The 22,397-nt window shown below is 64.7% G+C and carries 24 protein-coding genes; 12 read left to right on the top strand and 12 right to left on the bottom strand.

Features of this window, described 5'->3' with window-relative positions:
• Window positions 1-124: 124 nt before the first annotated feature.
• Window positions 125-691 carry a nuclear transport factor 2 family protein gene (locus tag OZN62_RS11385; protein ID WP_269099861.1) on the top strand — a complete coding sequence of 189 codons (567 nt, stop codon included), beginning with the start codon at window positions 125-127 and terminating at the stop codon, window positions 689-691.
• 4 nt (window positions 692-695) lie between these two features.
• Here the strand turns inward: OZN62_RS11385 and OZN62_RS11380 are convergent, their stop codons facing one another.
• The 3 genes from OZN62_RS11380 to OZN62_RS11370 are packed head-to-tail and all read right to left on the bottom strand — an operon-like array spanning window position 696 to window position 2,379.
• Window positions 696-1,226: a DUF3237 domain-containing protein gene (locus tag OZN62_RS11380; protein ID WP_269099858.1), complete on the bottom strand. Its 531-nt coding sequence runs from the start codon at window positions 1,224-1,226 to the stop codon at window positions 696-698.
• A gap of 2 nt (window positions 1,227-1,228) precedes the next feature.
• Window positions 1,229-1,978 (bottom strand): SDR family NAD(P)-dependent oxidoreductase, encoded by a 750-nt coding sequence (locus OZN62_RS11375; RefSeq protein WP_269099857.1) that lies wholly within the window; start codon window positions 1,976-1,978, stop codon window positions 1,229-1,231.
• Between the two features lie 11 nt (window positions 1,979-1,989).
• Window positions 1,990-2,379, bottom strand: a complete 390-nt coding sequence (locus OZN62_RS11370; RefSeq protein ID WP_269099856.1) for a nuclear transport factor 2 family protein — start codon at window positions 2,377-2,379, stop codon at window positions 1,990-1,992.
• A gap of 71 nt (window positions 2,380-2,450) precedes the next feature.
• Between OZN62_RS11370 and OZN62_RS11365 the strand changes: the two genes are divergently transcribed.
• The 3 genes from OZN62_RS11365 to OZN62_RS11355 are packed head-to-tail and all read left to right on the top strand — an operon-like array spanning window position 2,451 to window position 4,812.
• Window positions 2,451-2,846: a nuclear transport factor 2 family protein gene (locus OZN62_RS11365; RefSeq protein WP_269099855.1), complete on the top strand. Its 396-nt coding sequence runs from the start codon at window positions 2,451-2,453 to the stop codon at window positions 2,844-2,846.
• Window positions 2,847-2,857: 11 nt separating this feature from the next.
• The gene (locus OZN62_RS11360) at window positions 2,858-3,982 is read left to right on the top strand and encodes a cobalamin-independent methionine synthase II family protein (RefSeq protein ID WP_269099853.1); all 1,125 of its coding nucleotides are present in this window, start codon (window positions 2,858-2,860) and stop codon (window positions 3,980-3,982) included.
• A gap of 56 nt (window positions 3,983-4,038) precedes the next feature.
• Window positions 4,039-4,812, top strand: a complete 774-nt coding sequence (locus OZN62_RS11355) for an IclR family transcriptional regulator (RefSeq protein ID WP_269099851.1) — start codon at window positions 4,039-4,041, stop codon at window positions 4,810-4,812.
• A gap of 3 nt (window positions 4,813-4,815) precedes the next feature.
• Here the strand turns inward: OZN62_RS11355 and OZN62_RS11350 are convergent, their stop codons facing one another.
• From OZN62_RS11350 to OZN62_RS11340, 3 genes are all read right to left on the bottom strand, one after another.
• Window positions 4,816-5,559 carry a hypothetical protein gene (locus OZN62_RS11350; RefSeq protein ID WP_269099850.1) on the bottom strand — a complete coding sequence of 248 codons (744 nt, stop codon included), beginning with the start codon at window positions 5,557-5,559 and terminating at the stop codon, window positions 4,816-4,818.
• Window positions 5,560-5,657: 98 nt separating this feature from the next.
• On the bottom strand, window positions 5,658-7,085 hold the full coding sequence (desA, locus tag OZN62_RS11345) for a syringate O-demethylase (protein ID WP_269099848.1): 1,428 nt from the start codon (window positions 7,083-7,085) through the stop codon (window positions 5,658-5,660).
• Window positions 7,086-7,123: 38 nt separating this feature from the next.
• Window positions 7,124-7,828 carry an alpha/beta fold hydrolase gene (locus tag OZN62_RS11340; protein ID WP_269099846.1) on the bottom strand — a complete coding sequence of 235 codons (705 nt, stop codon included), beginning with the start codon at window positions 7,826-7,828 and terminating at the stop codon, window positions 7,124-7,126.
• 140 nt (window positions 7,829-7,968) lie between these two features.
• Between OZN62_RS11340 and OZN62_RS11335 the strand changes: the two genes are divergently transcribed.
• The 5 genes from OZN62_RS11335 to OZN62_RS11315 are packed head-to-tail and all read left to right on the top strand — an operon-like array spanning window position 7,969 to window position 12,964.
• Complete coding sequence (locus OZN62_RS11335) at window positions 7,969-8,844, top strand: methylenetetrahydrofolate reductase (protein ID WP_269099845.1); 876 nt, start codon at window positions 7,969-7,971, stop codon at window positions 8,842-8,844.
• A 22-nt stretch (window positions 8,845-8,866) separates the two neighbouring features.
• Window positions 8,867-9,718 carry a formyltetrahydrofolate deformylase gene (gene purU / locus OZN62_RS11330; protein WP_269099843.1) on the top strand — a complete coding sequence of 284 codons (852 nt, stop codon included), beginning with the start codon at window positions 8,867-8,869 and terminating at the stop codon, window positions 9,716-9,718.
• 25 nt (window positions 9,719-9,743) lie between these two features.
• The gene (gene folD / locus OZN62_RS11325) at window positions 9,744-10,691 is read left to right on the top strand and encodes a bifunctional methylenetetrahydrofolate dehydrogenase/methenyltetrahydrofolate cyclohydrolase FolD (RefSeq protein WP_269099841.1); all 948 of its coding nucleotides are present in this window, start codon (window positions 9,744-9,746) and stop codon (window positions 10,689-10,691) included.
• Window positions 10,692-10,697: 6 nt separating this feature from the next.
• Window positions 10,698-12,206 (top strand): flavin-containing monooxygenase, encoded by a 1,509-nt coding sequence (locus tag OZN62_RS11320; RefSeq protein ID WP_269099840.1) that lies wholly within the window; start codon window positions 10,698-10,700, stop codon window positions 12,204-12,206.
• Window positions 12,203-12,964 carry a competence/damage-inducible protein A gene (locus OZN62_RS11315; protein WP_269099839.1) on the top strand — a complete coding sequence of 254 codons (762 nt, stop codon included), beginning with the start codon at window positions 12,203-12,205 and terminating at the stop codon, window positions 12,962-12,964. Before OZN62_RS11320 ends, OZN62_RS11315 begins: the two co-directional genes overlap by 4 nt.
• Before the next feature lie 20 nt (window positions 12,965-12,984).
• On the opposite strand, the gene OZN62_RS11310 is transcribed toward OZN62_RS11315, so the two are convergent.
• From OZN62_RS11310 to rplK, 3 genes are all read right to left on the bottom strand, one after another.
• The gene (locus tag OZN62_RS11310) at window positions 12,985-14,961 is read right to left on the bottom strand and encodes an acyltransferase family protein (RefSeq protein WP_269099838.1); all 1,977 of its coding nucleotides are present in this window, start codon (window positions 14,959-14,961) and stop codon (window positions 12,985-12,987) included.
• Window positions 14,962-15,035: 74 nt separating this feature from the next.
• Window positions 15,036-15,728: a 50S ribosomal protein L1 gene (gene rplA / locus OZN62_RS11305; RefSeq protein WP_269099837.1), complete on the bottom strand. Its 693-nt coding sequence runs from the start codon at window positions 15,726-15,728 to the stop codon at window positions 15,036-15,038.
• Between the two features lie 3 nt (window positions 15,729-15,731).
• Window positions 15,732-16,163, bottom strand: coding sequence for a 50S ribosomal protein L11 (gene rplK / locus OZN62_RS11300; RefSeq protein ID WP_269099836.1), 432 nt, complete (start codon window positions 16,161-16,163; stop codon window positions 15,732-15,734).
• A gap of 262 nt (window positions 16,164-16,425) precedes the next feature.
• On the opposite strand from rplK, the gene OZN62_RS11295 reads away from it, so the two are divergent.
• Entirely contained in the window at window positions 16,426-17,220 is a 795-nt protein-coding gene (locus tag OZN62_RS11295; RefSeq protein ID WP_269099835.1) for a CPBP family intramembrane glutamic endopeptidase, read from the top strand.
• A gap of 17 nt (window positions 17,221-17,237) precedes the next feature.
• Here the strand turns inward: OZN62_RS11295 and OZN62_RS11290 are convergent, their stop codons facing one another.
• Entirely contained in the window at window positions 17,238-18,728 is a 1,491-nt protein-coding gene (locus OZN62_RS11290) for an NADP-dependent isocitrate dehydrogenase (protein ID WP_269099834.1), read from the bottom strand.
• 95 nt (window positions 18,729-18,823) lie between these two features.
• On the opposite strand from OZN62_RS11290, the gene OZN62_RS11285 reads away from it, so the two are divergent.
• The gene (locus OZN62_RS11285) at window positions 18,824-19,708 is read left to right on the top strand and encodes a LysR family transcriptional regulator (RefSeq protein WP_269099833.1); all 885 of its coding nucleotides are present in this window, start codon (window positions 18,824-18,826) and stop codon (window positions 19,706-19,708) included.
• 27 nt (window positions 19,709-19,735) lie between these two features.
• Here the strand turns inward: OZN62_RS11285 and nusG are convergent, their stop codons facing one another.
• Both nusG and secE read right to left on the bottom strand, forming a co-directional pair.
• Window positions 19,736-20,275, bottom strand: coding sequence for a transcription termination/antitermination protein NusG (nusG, locus tag OZN62_RS11280; RefSeq protein ID WP_269099832.1), 540 nt, complete (start codon window positions 20,273-20,275; stop codon window positions 19,736-19,738).
• 41 nt (window positions 20,276-20,316) lie between these two features.
• On the bottom strand, window positions 20,317-20,556 hold the full coding sequence (gene secE, locus OZN62_RS11275) for a preprotein translocase subunit SecE (protein WP_269099831.1): 240 nt from the start codon (window positions 20,554-20,556) through the stop codon (window positions 20,317-20,319).
• A gap of 280 nt (window positions 20,557-20,836) precedes the next feature.
• Here secE and OZN62_RS11270 point away from each other — a divergent pair, with 280 nt between their 5' ends.
• Window positions 20,837-22,360, top strand: a complete 1,524-nt coding sequence (locus OZN62_RS11270) for an alanine/glycine:cation symporter family protein (protein WP_269099830.1) — start codon at window positions 20,837-20,839, stop codon at window positions 22,358-22,360.
• Window positions 22,361-22,397 lie beyond the last annotated feature (37 nt).

The raw sequence follows: 22,397 nt of genomic DNA, 5'->3' as shown, positions 1-22,397 counted from the left end.
CCGCTGGCGGGGGAGACTAAGTCAATTCGTGCAAGAGTCCATAGGGGCGCAATTCGCCTGTGGACTTGTCATCGCCAGCGGACAGGCGCAATCTCGCGTGGCATAGGGAGAGGGGAGAATATCCATGCGCCACACGGCTCTTGCCGCAACCGCCGTTGCCGCCGTCTTGCTGGCGGGCTGCAACCAGTCAGCCACCGTCGATGCTGAAACCCAGGCCGCGCTCGATCGCATCGCCATCGAGGACATGGTGGTCGAGTATTATTCGCACCTCGGCGGCGGCGATGCCGGGGCCTTCGACGAGTATTTCACCGAGGATGCCGTGTTCGACGTCAACGGCAACGTCGCCACCGGGCGCGCCGAGATCGAGGAACTCTACGGCTCCATCGGCGAGGATCCGTCCAGCGCGTCGAACCAGGGCGGACCGTTCCGCATGCTGCTGTCGAACCCGGTGATCGAAGTCGATGGCGACACCGCCACCGCCAGCTTCATCTGGACCGGCGTCGGCAACCCGGCGATCGACCAGCCGCCCGAGCTGCTGGAACAGGGCCGCGAATTCGACCGGCTGGTGAAGGTCGATGGCGAATGGAAGTTCAGTCACCGCGTGGTGATCGCCGACAGCGGCTTGCCGGAAGGTCAGTATCCCGAATACTCGCCTCGTAGCGACTTTGGCGTGGACGACCTCAACCCGTAGGGCTTCAGGTCAAGGCGTAATAGCGCAGGCGGTTGCCGTCGCTGCGCCGCTCGCCCACGCCGATGAAGACGTGCTTGGTCAGCCAGTCGTGCTTGCCCTTGGCGCATTCGAAGGTGGTCTGGCTGCGCAGGTAATAATCCTCGTGCGGCACCGGGTCGCCGCCGTCGAAGGCCCAGGCGCGCAGGCGCGCCATGGTGTCGGGCTTGCGGCCCCACAGGAAGCCGCGGTTCTGCAGCATGATGATGGTGCCGTCCTCTTCCTCCAGCAGGTAGCGGGCATCGAGGCAGGCGACCTCGTCATCCCGCCACCAGGCATAATCGCCGCCGGAACCCGGCACGGCGCGGCCCTTCAGCAGTGGGCCTTCGAAGGTGCCATCCTTCACCAGCACGGCCGTGCGCATCCCGCCCCCGGGCATGGGCACCATCGAATAGGCTTCGGGGAATTTCAGCTGCACGGTCATTACCGGCTCCAGCCGAGGCGCGTCGAAGGCCGAAAACGGTGCGGTGAAAGGGGTGGTGTCGGAAAAGTCTGCCATGGTCATCCCAGTTCAATCAGGCCGCCATCGACGAACAGGTTCGCGCCCGTGATGAAGCTGGCATCGTCGCTGGCGAGGAACAGCACGGCTTTCGCCACATCCTCGCTCTCGCCCATGCGCTTCATCGGGATGTTGGCGATCATCATTTCCTTCAGGCCCGCCACCTGGTCGTCGGTCATGCCGGGGTTGCGATAGAGCAGCGGCGTGTCGATCGGGCCGGGGCTGACCACGTTCACGCGGATGCCTTCGGGCACCAGTTCCTTGGCAAAGACCTTCATCGCCATGAACAGCCCGGCCTTGGCGGCGGCATAGGTGCCGTTGCCTTCCAGAGCTCCGTGTGCACCGATGGAGCCGGTGACGACCACGCTGCCGCCCTTGCCCATGATCCGCACCGCCTTCTGCAAGGCGAAGACGCAGCCGCGCAGGTTGATCGAATGGGTGTGGTCCCAGGCTTCCTCGGTAATATCGCGCAAGGGCGCGAAACCGCCGACGCCGGCATTGATGTAGAGCACATCGATCCGCCCGTCGGCTTCCTCGATGGCCGTAACCACCGCTTCCGTCGCGGCAGGATCGGAGATGTCGGACTGGTAGCCGGTGGCGCCGGGAATGGACTCCACGGCAGCGTCGATGGTCGCCTGGTCTCGGCCCGTCAGGTGCACCTTGCCGCCCTCTGCGGCGAACATCTGCGCGGCAGCCAGGCCCATGCCCGAATTGCCGCCCAGCACCAGCACGATCTTGTCTTTGAAACGCATCACAAGGGTCCTCAGAAGGGCGAGAGCGGGTTCAGGCGGTCCGGATTGACATCCTGCATCACGTCCCAGTGCTCGGCAATCATGCCGTCCTCGACGCGGAAGATGTCCATCACCGCGAAGCCCGGATCGCCCTCGTGCCGGATCACGTGGTAGTGCAGCATGACGTGGTCGCCATCGACGAAGGAGCGGTGGAGGATCTGCTCGGCTTCGCCCGGCTGGCCCTTGGCCCAGTCGAGGAAGGCCTTCAGTGCCTCGCGCCCCGGGTCGACGTTCTGGTGATGCTGGATGTAGTCGGGCGAGATGTACTCGTCGACGCGGCTGCTATCGAGCGGCACGAGCACGTTCTCGAACATCTCGACGACCAGCGCCAGGTTGGCTTCTTCCTGCGGTGTACGGCTCACGGCCTTCTCCTCCCCTATTGCGGCCACGCTAACGATCGTTAGGGTTGCGCGCAATCGAAAGGGAGGGCCGGGTGACTCGCGAGGACTACGAACGCTATGCTGCCGCCTTCAATGCGCGCGACTACGACACGGTGTTCGATTTCTATGCCGAGGATCCGCAGATGGCCTTCTTCGGCATCGAGATCCGCACGCGCGAGCAGTTGCGCGAGTTCTACGGCTTCCTGCACGGCTTCGTGCGCGAGACCATCACGGTGGAGAAATTCGCCGCCTCCGACGAGCTGGTGGCCGTGGAGGGCGTGATCAGGATCGAGGCCTTCAAGGACCTGACGCGGGAGGAACTGGACGCCCACGGCATGCAGCAGTTCTTTCCGATTGCCGCGGGCGACGTGCAGGAAATGCGGCAGTACATCCATTACCATCTGCAAGACGGGAAATTCGCCAGCGTGGGCTGCGCGATCGTCGGCTAGGAGAATTCGCAGTGATCAAGACCACCCATGTCGGCAGTCTGCCACGCGGGGAACAGCTCGTCCCCCTCCTGCTCGCGCGCGACAAGGGCGAGCCTTACGACGCGGAGGAATTCGACCGCGTGGTGCAGGATGCCGTGACCGAGGCCGTGCGCCAGCAGGTGGCGGCGGGCGTTTCCGTGGTCAGCGATGGCGAGCTCGGCAAGGTCGGCTACTCCACCTACATCATCGAGCGGCTTTCCGGCTTCGGCGGGCACACGCCGCGCAAGCCGGCCAAGGACCTTGCCGAAGTGCCCGACCTGGCGAAGAAGCTTTCGCACATCATGGGCAGCCAGGAATTCACCCGCGCCAGCGCCATCGACAAGGTGGAGCTGGTGAACCTGCAACCGTTGCACGACGACATCCGCCGCTTCCGCAACGCGCTGGATGTGGCGGGTGAAGGCGTCGAAGCCTTCATGAACTCGGCCTCCCCCGGCCTGATCACCGCCTTCCAGCCGAACCAGTACTACGCGACGCACGAGGCCTACCTCGCCGATCTTGCCACCGCCATGCAGCCCGAGTACGAGGCCATCGTGGAGGCCGGCTTCCAGTTGCAGCTCGACTGCCCCGACCTCGCGATGAGCCGCCACACCGGCTACCAGGACATGGACGAGGCGCAGTTCCTCGCCACCATCCGCGCCAATGTCGAAGCGATGAACGAGGCGACCCGGAACATCGCGCCCGAACAGATGCGCATGCACGTATGCTGGGGCAATTACGAAGGCCCGCATACCTACGACATCCCGCTGGAAACGATCCTCGACGTGGTGCTCTCGGCGCGGCCGGCGACGATCCTGTTCGAAGCCGCTAACCCGCGACACGAACACGAGTGGGCGGTCTGGGCCAAGGCCGACCTGCCGCAAGAAAAGGTGCTCGCACCGGGCCTGGTCGACACCTGCTCCAACTATGTCGAGACCGGGGAGCTCATCGTCCAGCGGATCGAGCGCTTTGCCGCCATCGTCGGCAAGGACCGGGTGATCGCCAGCACCGACTGCGGATTCGGCACCTTCGCGGGCTATGGCAAGATCGATCCAAAGGTCGCCTGGGCGAAGCTGCGGGCCTTGCGCGAAGGCGCGGATATCGCAGACGAAAGATTGTGAGGGAGAAGCTCTTTTTCACTCTTGCGTAATTTTCGTATATATGAAATACGCAGGGGATGGCAGAGGCCTCGACCAAATCATCCGTCGCACCGGCACAGAACAGCCAGGTCAAATCGGCTACCCGCACGCTCGACATCATCGAGTACGTGGTGGCGCATGACCGTCCGCTGGTGGCGCAGGAAATCGCTACCGCGCTGGCGATTCCGGTGTCGAGCCTGTCGTACCTGCTGTCCACACTGGTGGAGCGGCAGTACCTGGAGCGGCAGGGTCGCCGCTACTCGGCCGGGCCGGGCCTCGCCCGCCTGCAGACCTCGGGCGGCAACTACACGCTGGCGGACCGCGCCGCGCCGCTGGTGCGCACCATGCGCATGCAGCTGAACGAGACGACCAGCTTCTTCGTGCGCGAGGGCTGGGAAATCGAGGCGATCGTCACCGAAAGCAGCGAACAGGCACTGCGCTATTCGGTGCCCTCCGGCCAGCGCCTGCCGATGCACGCGCTGGCAGCCGGCAAGGTCATGCTCGCCGCACTCGATGACGACGAGCTGGACCGCTATTTCGCCGAGGCCGAGCGCGAAGCCTTCACCCCGATGACGGTGACCGACGAGGCGCGCCTGCGCGAACAGATCGCGGAAATCCGCGAAACCGGCTTCGCCACGACCGACGAGGAATATTCCCGCGGTATCACCGGCATCGCCCGGCTGGTCACCATCGACGGCAACCCGGTCGGTTCGATTTCCGTCGCCGTGCCGAAGGTGCGTTTCGACGAGACGACCGAGGCGCAGATCTGCGACATGCTGCGCAAGACTGCCGCCCTGCTGGAAAGCAGTTAGGGCCTAAAGCCCGTCGAGGAAGTCGGCGGTGATCCGCGGACGATCTTCCTCCTCCTCGTCCTCTGCATTGGCGTCGTCGCCCTCAACCGCCGCGGCATCGGCGAGTTCGACCGGCTCTTCGGTGATTGCCGGCAATTCTGCCGCCTCCTCCTCCACGTCACCCTCGCCAAGCGCGGCTAACGCGGCGTCGATCGCCGCTTCCAGCGGCACCTCCTCTGCCGGAAGCGCCACGGCCGCTCCGGTCTGGTCGACCAGCCCCTGCGGCTGCCACGGGGCCTCGTAAGGCGCCTCGCTCACGGCAAGGTCGCGGTCGTAGATACGGTTATCCTCGAACGGGCCGAGCGCCGTGTCGGGCCTTACGCGGATCAGCGGATATGGCGCCACCGGCAAGCCGACATAAGTCAGTTCCGCCTGGTTCTCGCCCGTCAGCCGGAAGCGCAGCACGTCGTTGTTGCTGTTCCCCGGAGGTCCGGCGAAGGTCAGCTGCACCACCCCGTCGCGCTCGCCCGTGGCGATGGCAGTCACCACTTCGCTGCCGCTCATGCGCTGAAACACCGCGCCATTGCTGGAGATTGCCGTCGGACGCTTCCAAGCCCCGCTCCAGCTGCCGCCGGGCAACTGGTCGAGCCGGAAGACGAAGATCGTCGCGTCGTCGATGCGGAAGGCCCAGTGGCCTTCCAGCGTATTGGCCAGCGCCTGCGCGGGCAGCAGCAGGGCGGCGAGGACGATCAGGATCCGCGACACCATGGTGCACCCATGCCGTATCCGGCCCCTTGCAGGCAAGAAAAAGGGGCGGCTGCACAATGCAGCCGCCCCTCTCTATCCCGTACGGGAATATGTCCGGATCAGGCGTTGGCGCCGACACCGGTGGCGCGCCAGCTGTCGGCATAGGCCGTGCGGGCGACGTTGGAGTACGGAACCGGCGAGATGATCGCCTTGATCTCGGTCTGCACGTGCGGCTCGACGGTCGGCTTGGTGGTGCCGCCGTTCGGCTCACCCCACACCAGCTTCACTTCCTTGCCCATTTCGACCTCGTCCGGGTCGATCATGGCGAGGGTGAGCATCTTGCCTTCGTTCGAGCTGTAGCCGACCCAGGTCGACACGCCGATCACTTCGCCGGCAGCGTTCTTCACTTCGTCGAACGGGTGCATGGCGTAAACGGCGCTGGGGAACTCGAAGTACTTGGCGCGATCGCCCTCGGCATAGAGCGAGGAAAGCACGCGCATCATGTCTTCGTTGTCGAGCGCCAGCGTGACCTTCTGCTTGTGCTTCTGGTCCTTCATCTTCTCGAGCGCTTCACGACCGACGAAGTCGTGGTCGAACTTGACGATGTGGCCATAGCCGATGTCCCACGGCGTGAGGTAATAGCCCTCGATGCTGTCGGGAACGTAGCTGCCGCCGATCGAGCACATGCCGGCATAGCTCTTGGCACCGGCCCACTCGCGGAAGTCCTTCATCATCTGGCTGTCGCCGGTGTAGAAGGCGGGCAGCGGCGAAGGCAGCCAGCCGGATTCCAGCGTGTTCGACGAATAGGCACGGCCACCGACCAGTTCGAGGCCGAAGTCCTTGCCGGCTTCCACCAGCGCGGAGTGCACGGCCTGGTAGTCTTCCCAGGGACCGAACAGTTCGTAACCCGGCTGGCCGGCCATGCCGTGACGCAGGGCGATGACGTCCTTACCGGCGATGTCGATGTGCGCCATGTTGAAGAACTTCAGGTCCGGCGGGGTCTGGCCCATGGCCTTTTCCAGCGTCTTCATGGCGTTCGGGCCCTGCAGCTGGAAGCGGTAGTTCTTGCGCTTGCCGTCGGTACGCATGGCGGTACGCTCGTCACGCTCGACGGTAACGTCCCACTTGCTGCCATCGGGCTTCTTGTACTGGGCGTGGAATTCGACCCATTCGATGGCCGGAGCACGGCCAACCAGGCTGAATTCGTTCTCGTCGAGGTAGAACAGGATCACGTCGCCGATGACGTAGCCGTCCGGGGTCACCGGAACATACTGCTTGGCCTTGTTGACGGCGAAGTTCTTGAACGAGTTGATTGCGGTGTATTCCAGCAGCGCCATGGCATCGGGGCCACGAACGTAGAGCTCCACCATGTGGTAGCTCTGGTTGAACAGCACGCAGGTCTTGGCCCAGCCGCGCTGTTCGTTGCGCCAGTTGGAATATTCGGCCGGCACGCCCGGATAGGGGTTCGGGCCGAGCTGCTGGTTGCGCAGGAAGTGAACGACATCACCTTCGGCATCCAGCTTCTGTTGCAGCGTTTGATCACTCATTTCAGACATCCTCTCTTTGGGAAAACGTAAGGTACTAATCAGAAGGTCGCCGGCTCGCGGGCGAGCCAGTCGGAAATTGCATCGTTCACCGCCTGCGGCGCTTCGAGCGTGATCATGTGGCCGGCATCCGGCACGATCACGAGTTCGGCATTGGCGATCTTTTCGGCGATGGCCTCATGCTGCTTGGGCGGCGCCCAGGCATCCAGTTTGCCGGTCATCACCAGGGTCGGGCAGGTGAGGCCCGCCAGCAGGTCGTCGAAAGGCGGACGGCCCAGCAGGGCCTTGATCTGCGCGTCGAACAGCGCCTGGTCCTTAGACAGGCACATCTCGCGCATCACGTCGTAGATCGGCATCTCGCGGTGGGCCTCGGCCACCATCGGCGGCAGCCAGGTATCGACCAGCGCCTCGAACCCGTGGTCGTAGCCGACCTGCTGCAGCTCGGCGCGCTTGGCAGGCTCGTTCGGGGCGACGGGGTGGATGCCGGTGGAGACCAGCGCCAGGCGCCGCACGCGCTGCGGGGCAAGACGGACGATCTCCATCGCCACGCGGCCACCCATCGAATGGCCGAAGACGTCGAGCTGGTCGGCGCCGCGCTCGTCAGCCTCGGCAAGAGCGATTCGCGCCATTTCGGCAAGGCTGTCCGCCATGCCGTAGCCATCGACCACGTGCGCCTCCGGAAAGGCCGATTTCTGCGGCGCATAGACGCGCGCATCGCAGATCAAGCCTGGCAGGAACAGCAGCATGGGTAGGCGCTCACTCTCTCTTTTTTCGCGTTCTTGAAAATTTCATCTATACGAATTTATCTCCATGCGCTAGGGGGTTTCTTGAAGATAATATGGCCCGCCGGAGTCGCCCTTCGGCGCGTTGGCACGAGGAGAGAAACATGGCGTCCTACGAAACCATCCATCCCAACTGGGAACAGCCGATGGAGAACATGGTCGACGGCTATTCGCTGGAAATGACCGCCAAGGAAATCGAAGGCCTCAAGGAAGCCGCGCCGCTGATTCGCAAGGATACGCAGGTCGCCGTCACCTTCCTCCCGGGCGAGGAACTGGAACAGCGCGTCGAGGCCGCCGTGCTGGTGCGCGAACTGGGCTTCGAGCCGATCGTCCACCTGTCCGCCCGCCGCATCGAGAGCGAAGCGCAGCTCGACTGGTACCTGGGCGAAATCACCAAGAAGGCCGGCGTAACCCGCGTCTTCATCATCGCCGGCGACCCGCCCGAGCCCGAGGGCCCCTATTCGGACAGCCTGCAGATCATCGAGACCGGCTTGCTGGAAAAGCACGACATCAAGATCGTCGGTGTCGGCGGCCACCCGGAAGGCCACCCCAATGTCTCGAAGGACGACCTGTGGGTGTGGATGCAGAAGAAGATCGACGCCGTTCGCGCCCATGGCATGACGCCGCTGGTGGTGACGCAGTTCGCCTTCGACGATGACGCCATCGTCGACTGGCTGGCCGAAATGCGCGAACGCAACATCGACGTGCCGGTCCGCCTCGGCGTTCCCGGCCCGGCCGGCATCAAGCGCCTGCTTGGTTTCGCCAAGCGCTGCGGCGTGGGTGCCAGCGCCAGCGTGATGAAGAAGTACGGTGTCTCGCTCACCAACCTGATCGGCAGCGCCGGTCCGGACAAGCTGGTCGGCAACCTCGAAAAGAAGCTGACCGAGCGCCACGGCCGCGTGCGCCTGCACTTCTATCCGTTCGGCGCGCTGACCGCCTCAGCCGAATGGATCAACGACTATCACGCGCGCCATTCGTAAGAAAAAGCGCTAAGACGACTCGATGAGCACCGCGACCCTCCGCCTGTCCTGCCCCATCCGCACCGGTATCTCGGCGCGGGTGACCGGCTTCACGGCGGATCGCGACTGCATCATCGAGGAAGCACAGCAGTTCTCGGATCGTCGCACTGGCCGCTTCTTCATGCGGCTGGTGTTCGATCCGCAGGACAACGACATCGCCAGCCTGCGCGAGGCTTTTTCCTCCATCGCCGAGAACTTCGAGATGGAGTGGAACCTGCGCGAACCGGGCTGGATGCCCAAGGTGGTGCTGATGGTGTCCGCCTTCGACCACTGCCTGGGCGACCTTCTGTACCGGATGCGGATCGGGGAAATCGAGATGGAGGTGCCCGCCATCATCTCCAACCACCCGCGCGAGAAGCTGACCACCAGCCTGATCGGCGACATTCCCTATCACCACCTGCCCATCACCAGGGACACCAAGCCGCAACAGGAAGCCGAGGTGCGTCGCATCGTCGAGGAAAGCGGCGCGGACCTGGTCGTGCTAGCGCGCTACATGCAGATCTTCTCGGACGAGATGGCGTCCTACCTCAACGGTCGCTGCATCAACATCCACCATTCCTTCCTGCCCGGCTTCAAAGGCGCCAAGCCCTATCACCAGGCCTACGCCCGCGGCGTGAAGATGATCGGCGCCACCAGTCACTATGTGACTGACGACCTCGATGAAGGCCCGATCATCGCCCAGGACGTGGAGAACATCGGCCACGCCGAAAGCCCGGAAGACCTGGTGGCCAAGGGCCGCGACGTCGAACGCCGCGTGCTGGCCAAGGCGGTGCGGGCGCACCTGGAAGACCGCGTATTCCTCAACGGCGACCGCACGGTCGTCTTCGAAAACTAGAACTGACAACAGAGACGGAGCCGAAATGGCCGATATCATCGATGGCCGCGCAATCGCGCGCCAGCTGGACGAAAAGACCAAGGCCGAAGTCGACGCGCTGGTTGCGGCCGGTCACCCTGCCCCTGGCCTCACCGTGATCCTGGTGGGCGACGACGGCGCCAGCCAGGTCTACGTCCGTCGCAAGATCAAGGCCTGCGAGCGGGTCGGCATCAAGTCGACCGAACACCGCCTGCCCGTCGATACCAGCCAGGAAGAGCTGCTGGCGCTGATCGACCAGCTCAACAAGGATCCCGAAGTCCACGGCATCCTGTGCCAGGTGCCGCTGCCCGAGCATATCGATACCCGCCTGGTGCTGCGCACGATCACGCCGGAAAAGGACGTCGATGGCTTCCACCCGGTCAATGTCGGCCGCCTGAGCACCGGCACCGGCGGCATCGTGCCCTGCACCCCCCTGGGCGTGATGATGCTGATCCACACGGTGATCCCCGACCTGACCGGCATGGATGCCGTGGTGATCGGCAAGTCCAACATAGTCGGCAAGCCCGTGGCGAACCTGCTGCTGGATGCCGAGGCAACCGTCACCGTCACCCACATCTACACCCACGGCCTGCCCGACATTTGCCGCAAGGCCGACGTGATCGTCGCCGCGGCCGGTGCGCCCGAACTGGTGAAGGGTGACTGGGTGAAGGAAGGCGCCGTCATCATCGACGTCGGCATCACCCGTATCCTGGACGAGGAAACCGGCAAGGAAAAGCTTGTCGGCGACGTCGCCTTCGACGAATGCCAGCACGCCAAGGCCATCACCCCCGTCCCCGGTGGCGTGGGCCCGATGACCATCGCCTGTCTGCTGGCCAACACGGTGCAGGCGGCCAAGGGCCTGCTCGGTGTGAACAAAGATGTCAGCAGCGACTATGCCGATGCGCCTTCTCGCTCTATGTTCACCGGTTCAGGATCAACACCGAACCAGGATTGAAGCGCCATGACCCAGCCCGACACCGACGTCCTCATCATCGGGGCAGGCATATCGGGCATCTCCATGGCCGCGCACATGGGCATGTTGTGCCCGGACCGCAGCTATACGATCCTGGAACGGCGCGACCAGTTGGGCGGGACCTGGGACCTGTTCCGCTATCCGGGCATCCGCTCGGACAGCGACATGCACACGCTCGGCTTCGATTTCGAACCGTGGAAGCATGAGGACGCGATCGCCGACGGGCCGAACATCCTCGAATACCTGAACCGCATCGTCGACGAGCGCGGCATTCGCGAGAACATCCGCTTCGGGCACGAGGTGCTGAGCGCGGACTGGGATTCGATGACCGCGCGCTGGACCATCACCTCGCGCACCAAGGACGGCAAGACCGCCACGATCACCGCGCGGTGGCTCTATTTCGCCTCCGGCTACTACGATTACGACAATCCGCACGATGCGCAGATTCCCGAGCTCGACAAGTTCGGCGGCGAGGTGGTGCACCCGCAGTTCTGGCCGGAAGACCTCGACTATGCGGGCAAGGACGTGGTCGTCATCGGGTCGGGCGCGACGGCGGTCACGCTGGTGCCGGCCATGGCCGATACGGCGAAGAGCGTGACGATGCTCCAGCGCACGCCCACCTGGATGGGGGCGGGACCGAAGCAGGACAAGTGGAACAAGCGGTTCCTGAAATGGATGCCGGAGAAGTGGGCCTACCGCCTGACCCGGTGGAAGAACATCCTGCTGCGCAGCTACTTCTTCAACCTGTCGCGCCGGAACCCGGAGAAGCTGGCCGACATGCTGCGCGCGATGACTCGCCAGCAGCTGGGTGAGAACTACGATCCCAAGCATTTCGAGCCGCCCTACAACCCGTGGCAGCAGCGCCTGTGCCTGGTGCCCGACGGCGACCTGTTCAATGCCATCAACGCCGGCAAGGCGAAGGTCGTTACCGATCATATCGCCGGTTTCGATGCCACCGGCGTGAAGCTGGAATCGGGCGATCACCTGCCCGCCGACATTGTCATCACCGCCACCGGCCTGCGGCTGGTGCTGGCAGGCAAGGTTGAGGTCTCCTGCGATGGCGAGCCGGTCGATTGGACCGAGCACTTCTTCTATCGCGGCACCATGTTCTCCAACTTGCCGAACCTGTCGTTCGTGTTCGGCTATCTCAACGCCAGCTGGACGCTGCGCGCCGACACCAATTCGCGCTACGCCTGCGAAGTGCTGAACCAGATGCGCGCCACGGACGCGGACATTGCCGTGGCCGAACTGGCGCCGGAGGACGAGCCGGAAGCGGTCGATCCCTGGGACTACACCTCGGGCTATCTCAATCGCGCGAAGAACCTCATGCCCAAGGTCAGCGCGGAGCGTCCGTGGACGCTGGCGCACAACTACCTGGAGGACCGCAAGGACTTCCGCCAGCGCCCGGTCGCTGACGGCGTGCTGCGGTTCAAAACGGCCCCGGCCGCTTCGCAGGACGAGGAACCGAACGAGCATGAGGCCATTGCTGCGGAATGAGTGGTGAGAAGGTCTGGACGGCGGGGATGCTCGTCATCGGTGACGAAATCCTTTCCGGCCGTACGCATGACAAGAATATCGCGCAGGTGGCCAGCTGGCTGCAGGTGCAGGGCATCCGCCTGACCGAAGCCCGCGTCGTCTCGGACGACATGGATGCCATCGCCGAAGCGGTGAACGCGCTGGCAGAGCGCTACGACTATGTCTTCACCACCGGCGGCATCGGCCCCACGCATGACGACATTACCGTGGACGCCGTGGCCAAGGCACTGGGCGTACCGGTCGTCGTCCATCCCGAAGCGCGGGCGATCCTGGAGGATTACTACAAGGACAAGCCCGGCGGCCTGACCGAGGCGCGGCTGCGGATGGCGCGGGTGCCCGAGGGCGCGGACCTGATCCCCAACCGCATGTCGGGCGCGCCGGGGATCAAGCACGGCAAGATCCACCTGATGGCCGGCGTGCCGCACATCACCGCGCAGATGCTGGACGCGATGACCGGCGAACTGGAAGGCGGCGCGCCGCTGATTACCGAGACAGTCGGCTGCTGGACCGCCGAGAGCGAGGTCGCCGACATCCTGCGGCAGGTGGAGAAGGCGCACGAGAACTGCCAGATCGGCAGCTATCCCTTCTTCCGCGAAGGCAAGACGGGCGCCAATTTCGTGATCCGCTCCACCAGCAAGGACGAATTGGAAAGCGCTGTCGATACCTTGTGCGAGGTGCTGGGCGAGGAAGGCTTCGACTTCACTCCCGGTGGAATCTAGCGGCGGAATCTAGCGTCCGGCTAGAGCTCCACGTTCTCGAACAGCAACGGGACATAGACCTCCGACGCATGGGTCGAGAGGTGGTTGTAGTCCCGGTAGAGCAGATGACCGTCCAGCTCGGCCGGACAGCGATCGGCACACATCACGGATACCGGATCGACCAGCGTCACACCCGGTCGGCTGGCCATGCGCCGGAGGATGGCCCGCGCCAGCGCTTCGCGCTCCGTCACCTGCGCCAGCGGCACGTCGACTGTCATGCCCAGCCCGCTCATGCTGGCGGACATATGGCCGCGCGGCACGTCGACGTGCATTTCCGGCACGCCGCCGACAATGATGACCTGGCGGCCGGAAGCGGTGAGCCGTTCGACGAGGGCCGTCAAAGCGGCTTCGAGCGCCTGCGGCGTCTCCTCCCGCGACAGGGCGCGTCCGGTGGCGGCGTCGATCATCGGATCGCGCGGCCTGGGGGCGCCCCGGCCGTTCGACTGGGTGAAATAGGCGGCCCAGCGTGCATGCAGAATGACCTTGGGGGCAGCCTGCGGATTGGCTTCGAGCCAATCCAGCACCGCCGCATTGGACACGCTGCAATCCAGGCGGTCGCCGTGCTGCTGTCGGCGCAGACCGGGCAGCGGCGGACAGCCCGTGGTCACCGTCGCCGCGCCTGCAAGTCCGCGCTGGCGCAACAGGCTGTCCAGTCCGGGCATCAGTGCCCCTGCGTGCGAATCGCCCCACAGGAGGACTCTCGGCTGCTCCGAACCCTGCCCGAACCGGCATGGTTCGCCGCCCTCGCGCCAGGCCTGTCGGCACGCATCCTCCATCGGCGAGCGGCGCGTTGCCTCCTCCACGGTTTCGCGCAGGCCGGGCGCGCGCGACCAGAAGCCCTGGTTGGCAGCGATGACGAGGGAAACGACGACGATGGCTGCTGCAACCGGGATGGTCACCAGCAGCAGACTCCCCCGGCCGATCACAGCCCTGTCGCCCCGTCGCCGGACCGGCATTTCGAGAAAGCGCGTGCTCAACCACGCCAGCAACACCGATGCCATGACCGCGATCACCGTCGCCAACGCCGGCACTTCGGTACTGGCGTAGAGGTGCCGCGCCAGCACAAGCGCGGGCCAGTGCCACAGGTAGAGCGCGTAGGAGATCAGCCCCAGCCACACCATCGGCGGCAGTCCCAGCAAGCGCGTGACGAGCGTGCCCTGCCGTCCACCCGACCAGATCAGGGCAGCAGCACCGATGACGGGCAGCAACGCCGCCGCGCCCGGGAAGGCGGTGGCGCCATCGTAGGTGAGGACCGCAAACAGGATTGCCGCAAGCCCCAGCGCCGCCACCAGCTCCGCCAGCCAGCGCGGCGCTTCCCAGCGCCACGGCGCCAGCGCCAGCGCTGCCCCCACGCCCAGCTCCCAGGCACGGGATTGGAGCAGGTAGAACGCCCCGGTCGGTGTCGCCTCCACCATGCGCAGGGACCAGGCGAAACTCGCCAGCGTAGCGGCCACGACGCCGGGAAACAGCAGGCGACGGTCGATGCGCCAGGCCAGCCACATCGCCAGCGGCACCAGGACATAGAACTGCTCCTCCACCGCAAGCGACCAGGTATGCAGCAGCGGCTCGAATTCCGACGAGGGCGCGAAATAGTCCGTCGCCAGCTCACGGAAGTGGATGTTCGAATAGAACAGCGTCGCTGGCATGGCCGCACGGGCGAGGCTCTCGTAAGCGGGTGGCGGCAGGAAGAACCAGCCGACCGCGAAGCAGGTCACGATGACGAGGAACAACGGCGGCAGGATGCGCCGCACGCGCCGCTCGTAGAAGCTGGCCAGCGAGAACTCACCTGCCTCCAGCTCGCGGGCAAGAATGCCGCAGATAAGGTAGCCGGAGATGACGAAGAACACGTCCACCCCGACAAATCCGCCGGCGAAACCCGGCATGCCGGCGTGGCACAGCACCACCAGCAGCACGGCGAGGGCCCGCATCCCGTCGATATCGCGGCGGTATTCCATCATCGTCGGATAGCAAAAGGGCCGGAAGATTGCTCCCCCGGCCCCTTGCGATTTCTACGATATAGATAGTCGTGCGATCAGGCGCCTTCGACTTCCGTCAGGTCGACCTTCAGGCCCGGGCCCATGGTCGAGGTCAGCGAGACCTTCTTGACGTACTTGCCCTTGGCGCCCGACGGCTTGGCCTTCACGACAGCGTCGGTCAGCGCTTTGAAGTTCGCCTTCAGGTCTTCGTCCTTGAACGACAGCTTGCCGATGCCGGAGTGGATGATGCCCATCTTCTCGACGCGGAATTCGACCTGGCCGCCCTTGGCGTCCTTCACGGCCTGTTCCACGTTCGGGGTGACGGTGCCCAGCTTCGGGTTCGGCATCAGGCCCTTCGGACCCAGCACCTTACCCAGGCGACCGACGACGCCCATCATGTCCGGCGTGGCGATCACGCGGTCATAATCGAGGTTGCCGGCCTGCATGTCTTCCATCAGGTCCTCGGCACCGACCTTGTCGGCACCGGCGGCCAGCGCCTTGTCGGCATTGTCGCCACGCGCGAACACGGCGACCTTCACGTCCTTGCCCGTGCCACCCGGCAGCGACACCATGCCGCGCACCATCTGGTCGGCGTGACGCGGGTCGACGCCCAGGTTCATCGCGACTTCAACGGTCTCGTCGAACTTGCCCTTGTGCTCACGCAGCGTGGCAATGGCTTCGTCGACGGTATAGAGCTTTTCGCTGTCCAGCTCGGCCAGCTTCTTCTGCTTCTTGGTCAGGGTAGCCATCTATCAGCCCTCCACCACTTCGATGCCCATCGAGCGGGCGGAACCGGCGATGATCTTCACAGCCTGGTCGATGTCGTTTGCGTTCAGGTCCTTCATCTTGGCTTCGGCGATCTCGGCCAGCTGGCTGGTCTTGATCGAGCCGATGATGTTCTTGCCCGGCTCCTTCGAGCCCGACTTGATCTTCATCGCCTTCTTGATGAGGAAGCTTGCCGGCGGCGACTTCGTTTCGAAGGTGAACGAACGGTCGGCATAGACGGTGATCTTGGTGGGGATCGGCGCGCCCTTCTCCATGCTGTCAGTCGCAGCATTGAAGGCCTTGCAGAATTCCATGATGTTGACGCCGCGCTGGCCCAGGGCCGGGCCGATGGGCGGCGACGGGTTGGCGATGCCGGCGGGCACCTGAAGGTTGATGTAACCTTCGATCTTCTTGGCCATGATGGCCTCCTTTTCGCACTGTCGTCCCGGCGCGAACCGGAACTCATGTTAAGCGGTCCAGCGGCCCTTCTTGCGAAGCGCCTCCCGCACGGATTTCCAAGCTGTGTGGCTAGGAAGGCGCGCAGATAGCGAATCTGCGGTGAAAAGCAAGCCTGCGATGCCATCCGCCGCCGCACCGGAAAAGCGTTGCCCTCAGCTTGCGCGTTATGGCCCCAGGCTGCACAATCTCCTCAGGGACGCAGGACAACGACAGCGAGGCGGCATGGGCAATCCGGCAGACACGTTCAGGGATGCTCCCACGCCGACCACGCTTGCGACCAAGCAGCCGATCGGCTGGCTGCGCTTCCTGCTGCAATTCCTGAGCGTGGTGATGGCCTACCTGGCGGGCAGCACCCTGCCGATGCTGCCGGCATTGATCGCCCAGGTCGCCAACGGCGCCGAGGCGCCGCAACTGACGTCCGCCATTGCCGCCGCCACCGCTATCGTCGGCATGGCGCTGGCGCTGGGGGTCTGCTGGCTGTGGCTGCGCGGCGAGGGGCGCGTGCGCGAAGTGTTCGATCTGTCCGCCCCGAACTGGCGCAGCGCCATCGCCTATGCCGCCATCGCCACGGCGGGCACACTGGCCATATTCTCTTTCGGCACCGCGCTGGTGCAGGCGATGGGCCTGCCCGCCCCCGACCCCAGCTTCGTGCTCGAATTGGTGACGGAAAGCCCGGCCATGTTCGCCCTGTGGGTGATCGGCGTCGCATGGTTCGCCGCCGGTTTCGGTGAGGAACTGCTGTGGCGCGGGTTCCTGATGGACCGGCTGGAACGGCTCGGCGGGCTGCGCGGCCGCGTGTGGCTGGTGCTGGTCGTGCAGGCGGTGCTGTTCGGCATGCCACACGCCTACCAGGGTTGGGGCGGCGTCATCGTGACGGGGATGGTGGGCCTGCTGCTCGGCTGGGTGCGGATCATGCAGCGCGGCAACCTGTGGGCGGTGATCATCGCCCACGCCGCGGTCGACACGATCATGATGGTGCTCGCCTATGGCGGGAAGTTGGGTTGGTTCGTCGTCTGATCCCCGCAGTACGCAGTCTATTGCCCCTGCCCCAGCGAGTAACCGGGCTCTCCATCGAAGGTATAGAGGTTCTCGGTCTTGATCACGTCCACACCAACCTGGTGCAGTCGGCCCAGCAGCGCAATCAGCGCGGCAGGGTCCACCGCTGTGCCTTCACGCGGCTGGAAGCGGCAACGCCAGTGATCGGTGCAGAAGGTTTCAGGCAGGCCGCCCGGCCACACCTTCACTCCGCGATTGGTCACCATCAGCAGTTCCAGCATGTCGCCTTCGCCCTGCTTGAGCAATTCGACCAGCGGCTCGACCGCGCCCGCGTGGCAGGCGAAGACGTCAATTCCGACCAGTTCGCGCTGCTGCGGTTCGCGCTGCTGTGCCTGGCGCACCGGCACGGCGGCGTGTTCGGCATAGTCGACTGGCGGCAGGTGCTGCGGTTCCTGGCCCAGCCGCGCGATCACGGCATCGGCGAATTCGCGCGTCCCCACCTTGCGCTTGGTACGCTCGGGATCGGCGATATCGCAGGTGTGTACACCGTCCTCGATGGTGCGCAGCCAGGCGTTGTGGACGCGCTTGGCGACGTCGCCCTGGCCCAGGTGCACCAGCATCATCACGCCCGCCAGCAACAGGCCCGAGGGGTTGGCAACGCCCTGCCCGGCGATATCCGGGGCAGAGCCGTGGATGGCTTCGAACATGGCGCATTCGGTGCCGATATTGGCTGATGCCCCCAGCCCGACAGAGCCGGTGATCTGCGCCGCGATGTCGGACAGGATGTCACCATAGAGGTTGGGCGTCACCACCACGTCGAAATGCTCGGGCGTGTCTGCCAGTCGCGCCGCGCCGATATCGACGATCATGTATTCCTTCTCGATTTCTGGATATTCCGCGCCGATCTCGTCGAACACCCGGCGGAACAGGCCGTCGGTCAGCTTCATGATGTTGTCCTTGGCGAAGCAGGTCACCTTGCGGCGGCCGTTCGCGCGGGCATATTCGAAGGCATAGCGCACGATCCGTTCGCACCCCGGCCGGGTAATCAGCTTCAGGCACTGCACCACCTCGTCGGTCTGGCGATGCTCGATGCCGGCGTAGAGATCCTCCTCGTTCTCGCGCACGATGACCACGTCCATGCCCGGATGGCGCGTGGCCACCGCCGGGGCATAGGCGACGCAGGGGCGGACATTGGCGAACAGGCCGAAGGACTTGCGCAGCGTGACGTTGAGGCTTTTCACCCCGCCGCCCTGCGGAGTGGTGATCGGGGCCTTGAACACCACGCGGGTGCGGCGCAGGCTCTCCCACCCCTCGGGTGCGATGCCAGCGCTGTGGCCTGCGTGGAACAGCTTCTCGCCCAGTTCCACCTCCTCGATCTCCAGCTTCGCGCCGGCGGCCTCGAGCACGCGCAGGCTGGCCTCCATGATCTCCGGGCCGATGCCGTCGCCGCGGGCCACGCTGATGCGGGCGGGTTTCTGGCTGACCTGCGCCGAAGCGGATTGGACCGCGGTGGTGGAATGCTGATTCATGAGGGGCAATCTCCTTTTCTGGCGGCGCAGATAGGGGCACCACCTTCGTTGCGGAAATTGATTGTTCCAATATCATATATTGCTATTTGCAATATATGAGCCTTGCCCGCACCATCGATCCCGAGTTGCTGCGCGCCTTCGTGACGGTGGTCGACACCGGCAGTTTCAGCGCCGCGGCCAGGCGGCTGCTGCGCGGGCAATCGGCGGTGTCCTTGCAGATCAAGCGGCTGGAGGAGCAACTCGATACGCGGCTGCTCAACCGCACCAGCCGTCGCGTGGCGCTGACGGCAGAAGGGGAGATGGTGCTGGGCCATGCGCGCACCCTGCTGCGCCTCAACGAACAACTGCTGGACCGCGCCCGCGAACCGGAACTGGCGGGTCTCGTGCGGATCGGGGCACCGGAGGACTTCGCCACCACCCGCTTGCCGCGCATCCTGGCCGAATTCCGCGAATCCTACCCGCGCGTGGCGCTGGAAGTGGTCTGCGAACTGACGCTTGACCTGCTCGATCGTTTCCACGCGGGCGAACTCGACATGGCGCTGCTCAAGCGCGAGCCTTCGGTCGATGTCGACGGCAGTCCGGTGTGGCGGGAGAAGCTGGTGTGGGCCTGCGGATCAGAGCGCGAGGCGCTGCTGGAGGAGGACGCGTTGCCGTTGGTCTGTTCGCCCAAGCCCTGCGTCTATCGTCACCGCGCCACCAGTGCGCTGGATGCCGTTGGGCGGCGCTGGCGCGTGGCTTACAGTTGCGGTTCGCTGGCGGGCAACCTTGCCGCGCTGCGCGCCGGGCTGGGGCTGGCCGTGCTGCCGCGCGACATGGTGCCGCACGAGATGCTGGTGGTGGACGAACAGCGTCACTCGCTGCCTTCGCTGTCGGACACGGAGATCGCGCTGGTTACGCAGCAGCACCTGTCATCGCCGGCCCTGCGCCTGCGCGACTATGTGCAGCACGAGATCGAACGGGTGGCGGCCACCCAGGAGTGAACCGGAAGAAAGCCGCCGCGACCGGCCTTACTTGACCAGTTCGACCTGTTCGAAGTCGAGCTCGACCGGGGTCGCGCGGCCGAAGATCGACACGCTGACCTTGACCTTGGCCTTGTCGAAATCGAGCTCTTCCACCACGCCGTTGAAGCTGGCGAAGGGGCCTTCCAGCACCTTGACCTGGTCGCCGATCTCGTAATCGACGCTGATGTCCTTCTTGGGCGCGGCCTTGGCCTCTTCCACACCGCCGAAATAGCGCGCCGCTTCCTTCTCGGAAATCGGCTGCGGCTTGTTGTTGGTGCCCAGGAAGCCGGTCACCTTCGGGGTATTCTTGACGAGGTGGTAGATATCGTCGGTCATGTTCAGCTTGGCCAGCACGTAGCCGGGCATGAACTTGCGCTCGACCTGCACCTTCTTGCCGCGCTTGATCTCGGTAACGGTCTCGGTCGGCACTTCGACTTCCTCGACGCCTTCCGAAAGACCCAGGCGCTCGGCCTCGGCCAGGATCGCGTCGCGGACCTTGTTCTCGAAGCCGGAATAGGCGTGGATGATGTACCAGCGAGCAGCCATGGAATTCTCTTTTCTAACCTGAACCTTGTGGGTGGGCGCTATCAGAGCAGGCCCAGCAGCCAGCGCACGATCGCGCCGAACGCCGAATCGACACCGAGGAAGAACAGCGACAGGATCACCACCAGGATGAAGACGAAGATGGCGGTGCGCACCGTTTCTTCACGCGTCGGCCACACGACCTTGGACGTTTCCGTACGCACCTGGCGGATGAATTCGCCGGGGCTGGTCTTGCTCTTGGCGGGCGTTGCGGCCTGCTTGGGCGTGTTGTTGTCGTCGGCCATGTCGGTCCGTACCTGTCCTTGCAAAAATCTCGTCTCTTCCGGGTAGGGCTCCTCGCCGCCCCGGTCGACATGTCCGGGAGGGGCTTGCAGGATTCCGATGTCGGAAGGTGCAGGCTATTTAGGAGCCGTGCCCCGGCTTGGCAAGACTCCGCTGCCCGCCTTGTGCTGCCGGCACGCGCACAAAAGGTTGCATTTGCAACATTGGGGCTAGGCAGCGCGGCATGGCGTCGATAGCCTGCCCACTTTCCTGCACGGGACGCATGAGGGATTTACAACAACAATGGCAGTCGAAACCGAACTTCCGCTGGGCGAACGACTGATCGCCCCGGTCACCAATGTCTCGGACTTTATCTGGGGCGGCACCTGGAATGGCGAAGCGGTCATTCCCTTCCCGCCACTCGCCCTGATCCTGCTGGGCATCGGCTTCTGGTTCATGGTGGGGCTGCGATTCTACCCGATCGTCAAGCTCGGCTCGGCCATCAAGGGCCTGTTCGCCGGCCGCAAGGGCTCGGGCAGCGGTGAAATCTCGCCCTTCGCGGCGCTTTCCACCGCCCTTTCGGGACAGGTCGGAACGGGCAACCTCGCCGGCGTCGCCACGGCCATCGCGCTGGGCGGGCCGGGTGCGATCTTCTGGATGTGGATCACCGCCCTGTTCGGCATGGCGCTCGCCTTCGCCGAAGGTTCGCTGGCGATCCGCTACCGCGAAACGACCAGCGACGGCGTGAAGCGCGGTGGCCCGATGAGCTACATCATGATGGGCCTCGGCCCGAAGTGGACCTGGCTGGCCGTGGTCTTCTGCGTCGGCACGCTGTTCTCCGCGCTGGTTACCGGCAACTCGATCCAGGCCAATGCCGTGGCTGACGGCCTGAATGAACTGTTCGGCATCGAGGAATGGCTGGGCGGCCTGATCGTCGCCGTGCTGGTGTTCATCGTGATCATCGGTGGCATCAAGTCGATCGGTAACGTTGCCGAGAAGGTGGTGCCCTTCATGGCCGCCGCCTACATCGTCATGGCTGTGATCGCGCTGATCCTGAACTTCGGCGACCTCGGCGAGACTTTCGCGCTGATCTTCAACGGTGCGTTCAATCCGCAAAGCGCGGTCGGCGGCTTTACCGGGGCGGCGATCATCATGGCGATCCGCGCCGGTGTCGCGCGCGGCCTGTTCTCGAACGAGGCAGGTCAGGGCTCGACCCCGATCGCCCACGCCGTGGCCCAGACCAACGATCCCGAACAGCAGGGCCGCATGGCCATGCTGGGCACCTTTATCGACACGATCGTGATCTGCACCATGACGGCGCTCGTCATCCTCACCGTGCGCGGCGACTTCACCGCCGGTGGCGAGGCGGTGCTGCATGCCTGGCAGTCTGACCGCGTCGGCTTCGAAATGACCAGTGGCGCCTTTGCCGCGGCCTTCCCGCTGCAGCTGGGCAGCATCCCGATCGGTACGCTGATCGCCTCGATTGCGCTGATCCTGTTCGTCTTCACCACGCTGCTGACGTGGTCCTATTACGGCGAGCGCGCGATCACCTTCATCTACGACCGCTTCAAGGGTTCGACCCGTAGCGGCGAAAAGAAGCTGCACATGGGCTGGCGCGTGCTGTGGTGCATCGTCATCTTCATCGGTGCGGCCCAGCCGAGTGAACTGGTCTGGCGCCTGGGCGATATCTCCAATGCGGCGATGCTGCTGCCCAACATCGTCGCCCTGGCGCTGCTCAGTGGCGTGGTGTTCAAACTGGCACGGGGAATCAAGGACGCCGGGCCGACCTATACGGCCGAAACGCCGGAAGAGCCGGAAGAGTACTGACGGGAGGGGCAACCAGCCCGCCCAACGAAAAGGGCCG

Source organism: Aurantiacibacter sp. MUD11, assembly GCF_026967575.1.
Lineage (GTDB): Bacteria > Pseudomonadota > Alphaproteobacteria > Sphingomonadales > Sphingomonadaceae > Alteraurantiacibacter.
This window is presented reverse-complemented; position numbering and strand designations above follow the sequence as displayed.

What these genes read in the sequence shown, in the direction of transcription:
- OZN62_RS11385 (WP_269099861.1), top strand. Translation starts at nt 125, where the DNA reads ATGCGCCACACGGCTCTTGCCGCAACCGCCGTTGCCGCCGTCTTGCTG.
- OZN62_RS11380 (WP_269099858.1), bottom strand. Translation starts at nt 1,226, where the DNA reads ATGGCAGACTTTTCCGACACCACCCCTTTCACCGCACCGTTTTCGGCC.
- OZN62_RS11375 (WP_269099857.1), bottom strand. Translation starts at nt 1,978, where the DNA reads ATGCGTTTCAAAGACAAGATCGTGCTGGTGCTGGGCGGCAATTCGGGC.
- OZN62_RS11355 (WP_269099851.1), top strand. Translation starts at nt 4,039, where the DNA reads ATGGCAGAGGCCTCGACCAAATCATCCGTCGCACCGGCACAGAACAGC.
- OZN62_RS11350 (WP_269099850.1), bottom strand. Translation starts at nt 5,559, where the DNA reads ATGGTGTCGCGGATCCTGATCGTCCTCGCCGCCCTGCTGCTGCCCGCG.
- desA (WP_269099848.1), bottom strand. Translation starts at nt 7,085, where the DNA reads ATGAGTGATCAAACGCTGCAACAGAAGCTGGATGCCGAAGGTGATGTC.
- OZN62_RS11340 (WP_269099846.1), bottom strand. Translation starts at nt 7,828, where the DNA reads ATGCTGCTGTTCCTGCCAGGCTTGATCTGCGATGCGCGCGTCTATGCG.
- OZN62_RS11335 (WP_269099845.1), top strand. Translation starts at nt 7,969, where the DNA reads ATGGCGTCCTACGAAACCATCCATCCCAACTGGGAACAGCCGATGGAG.
- purU (WP_269099843.1), top strand. Translation starts at nt 8,867, where the DNA reads ATGAGCACCGCGACCCTCCGCCTGTCCTGCCCCATCCGCACCGGTATC.
- folD (WP_269099841.1), top strand. Translation starts at nt 9,744, where the DNA reads ATGGCCGATATCATCGATGGCCGCGCAATCGCGCGCCAGCTGGACGAA.
- OZN62_RS11320 (WP_269099840.1), top strand. Translation starts at nt 10,698, where the DNA reads ATGACCCAGCCCGACACCGACGTCCTCATCATCGGGGCAGGCATATCG.
- OZN62_RS11315 (WP_269099839.1), top strand. Translation starts at nt 12,203, where the DNA reads ATGAGTGGTGAGAAGGTCTGGACGGCGGGGATGCTCGTCATCGGTGAC.
- OZN62_RS11310 (WP_269099838.1), bottom strand. Translation starts at nt 14,961, where the DNA reads ATGATGGAATACCGCCGCGATATCGACGGGATGCGGGCCCTCGCCGTG.
- rplA (WP_269099837.1), bottom strand. Translation starts at nt 15,728, where the DNA reads ATGGCTACCCTGACCAAGAAGCAGAAGAAGCTGGCCGAGCTGGACAGC.
- rplK (WP_269099836.1), bottom strand. Translation starts at nt 16,163, where the DNA reads ATGGCCAAGAAGATCGAAGGTTACATCAACCTTCAGGTGCCCGCCGGC.
- OZN62_RS11295 (WP_269099835.1), top strand. Translation starts at nt 16,426, where the DNA reads ATGGGCAATCCGGCAGACACGTTCAGGGATGCTCCCACGCCGACCACG.
- OZN62_RS11290 (WP_269099834.1), bottom strand. Translation starts at nt 18,728, where the DNA reads ATGAATCAGCATTCCACCACCGCGGTCCAATCCGCTTCGGCGCAGGTC.
- OZN62_RS11285 (WP_269099833.1), top strand. Translation starts at nt 18,824, where the DNA reads ATGAGCCTTGCCCGCACCATCGATCCCGAGTTGCTGCGCGCCTTCGTG.
- nusG (WP_269099832.1), bottom strand. Translation starts at nt 20,275, where the DNA reads ATGGCTGCTCGCTGGTACATCATCCACGCCTATTCCGGCTTCGAGAAC.
- secE (WP_269099831.1), bottom strand. Translation starts at nt 20,556, where the DNA reads ATGGCCGACGACAACAACACGCCCAAGCAGGCCGCAACGCCCGCCAAG.
- OZN62_RS11270 (WP_269099830.1), top strand. Translation starts at nt 20,837, where the DNA reads ATGGCAGTCGAAACCGAACTTCCGCTGGGCGAACGACTGATCGCCCCG.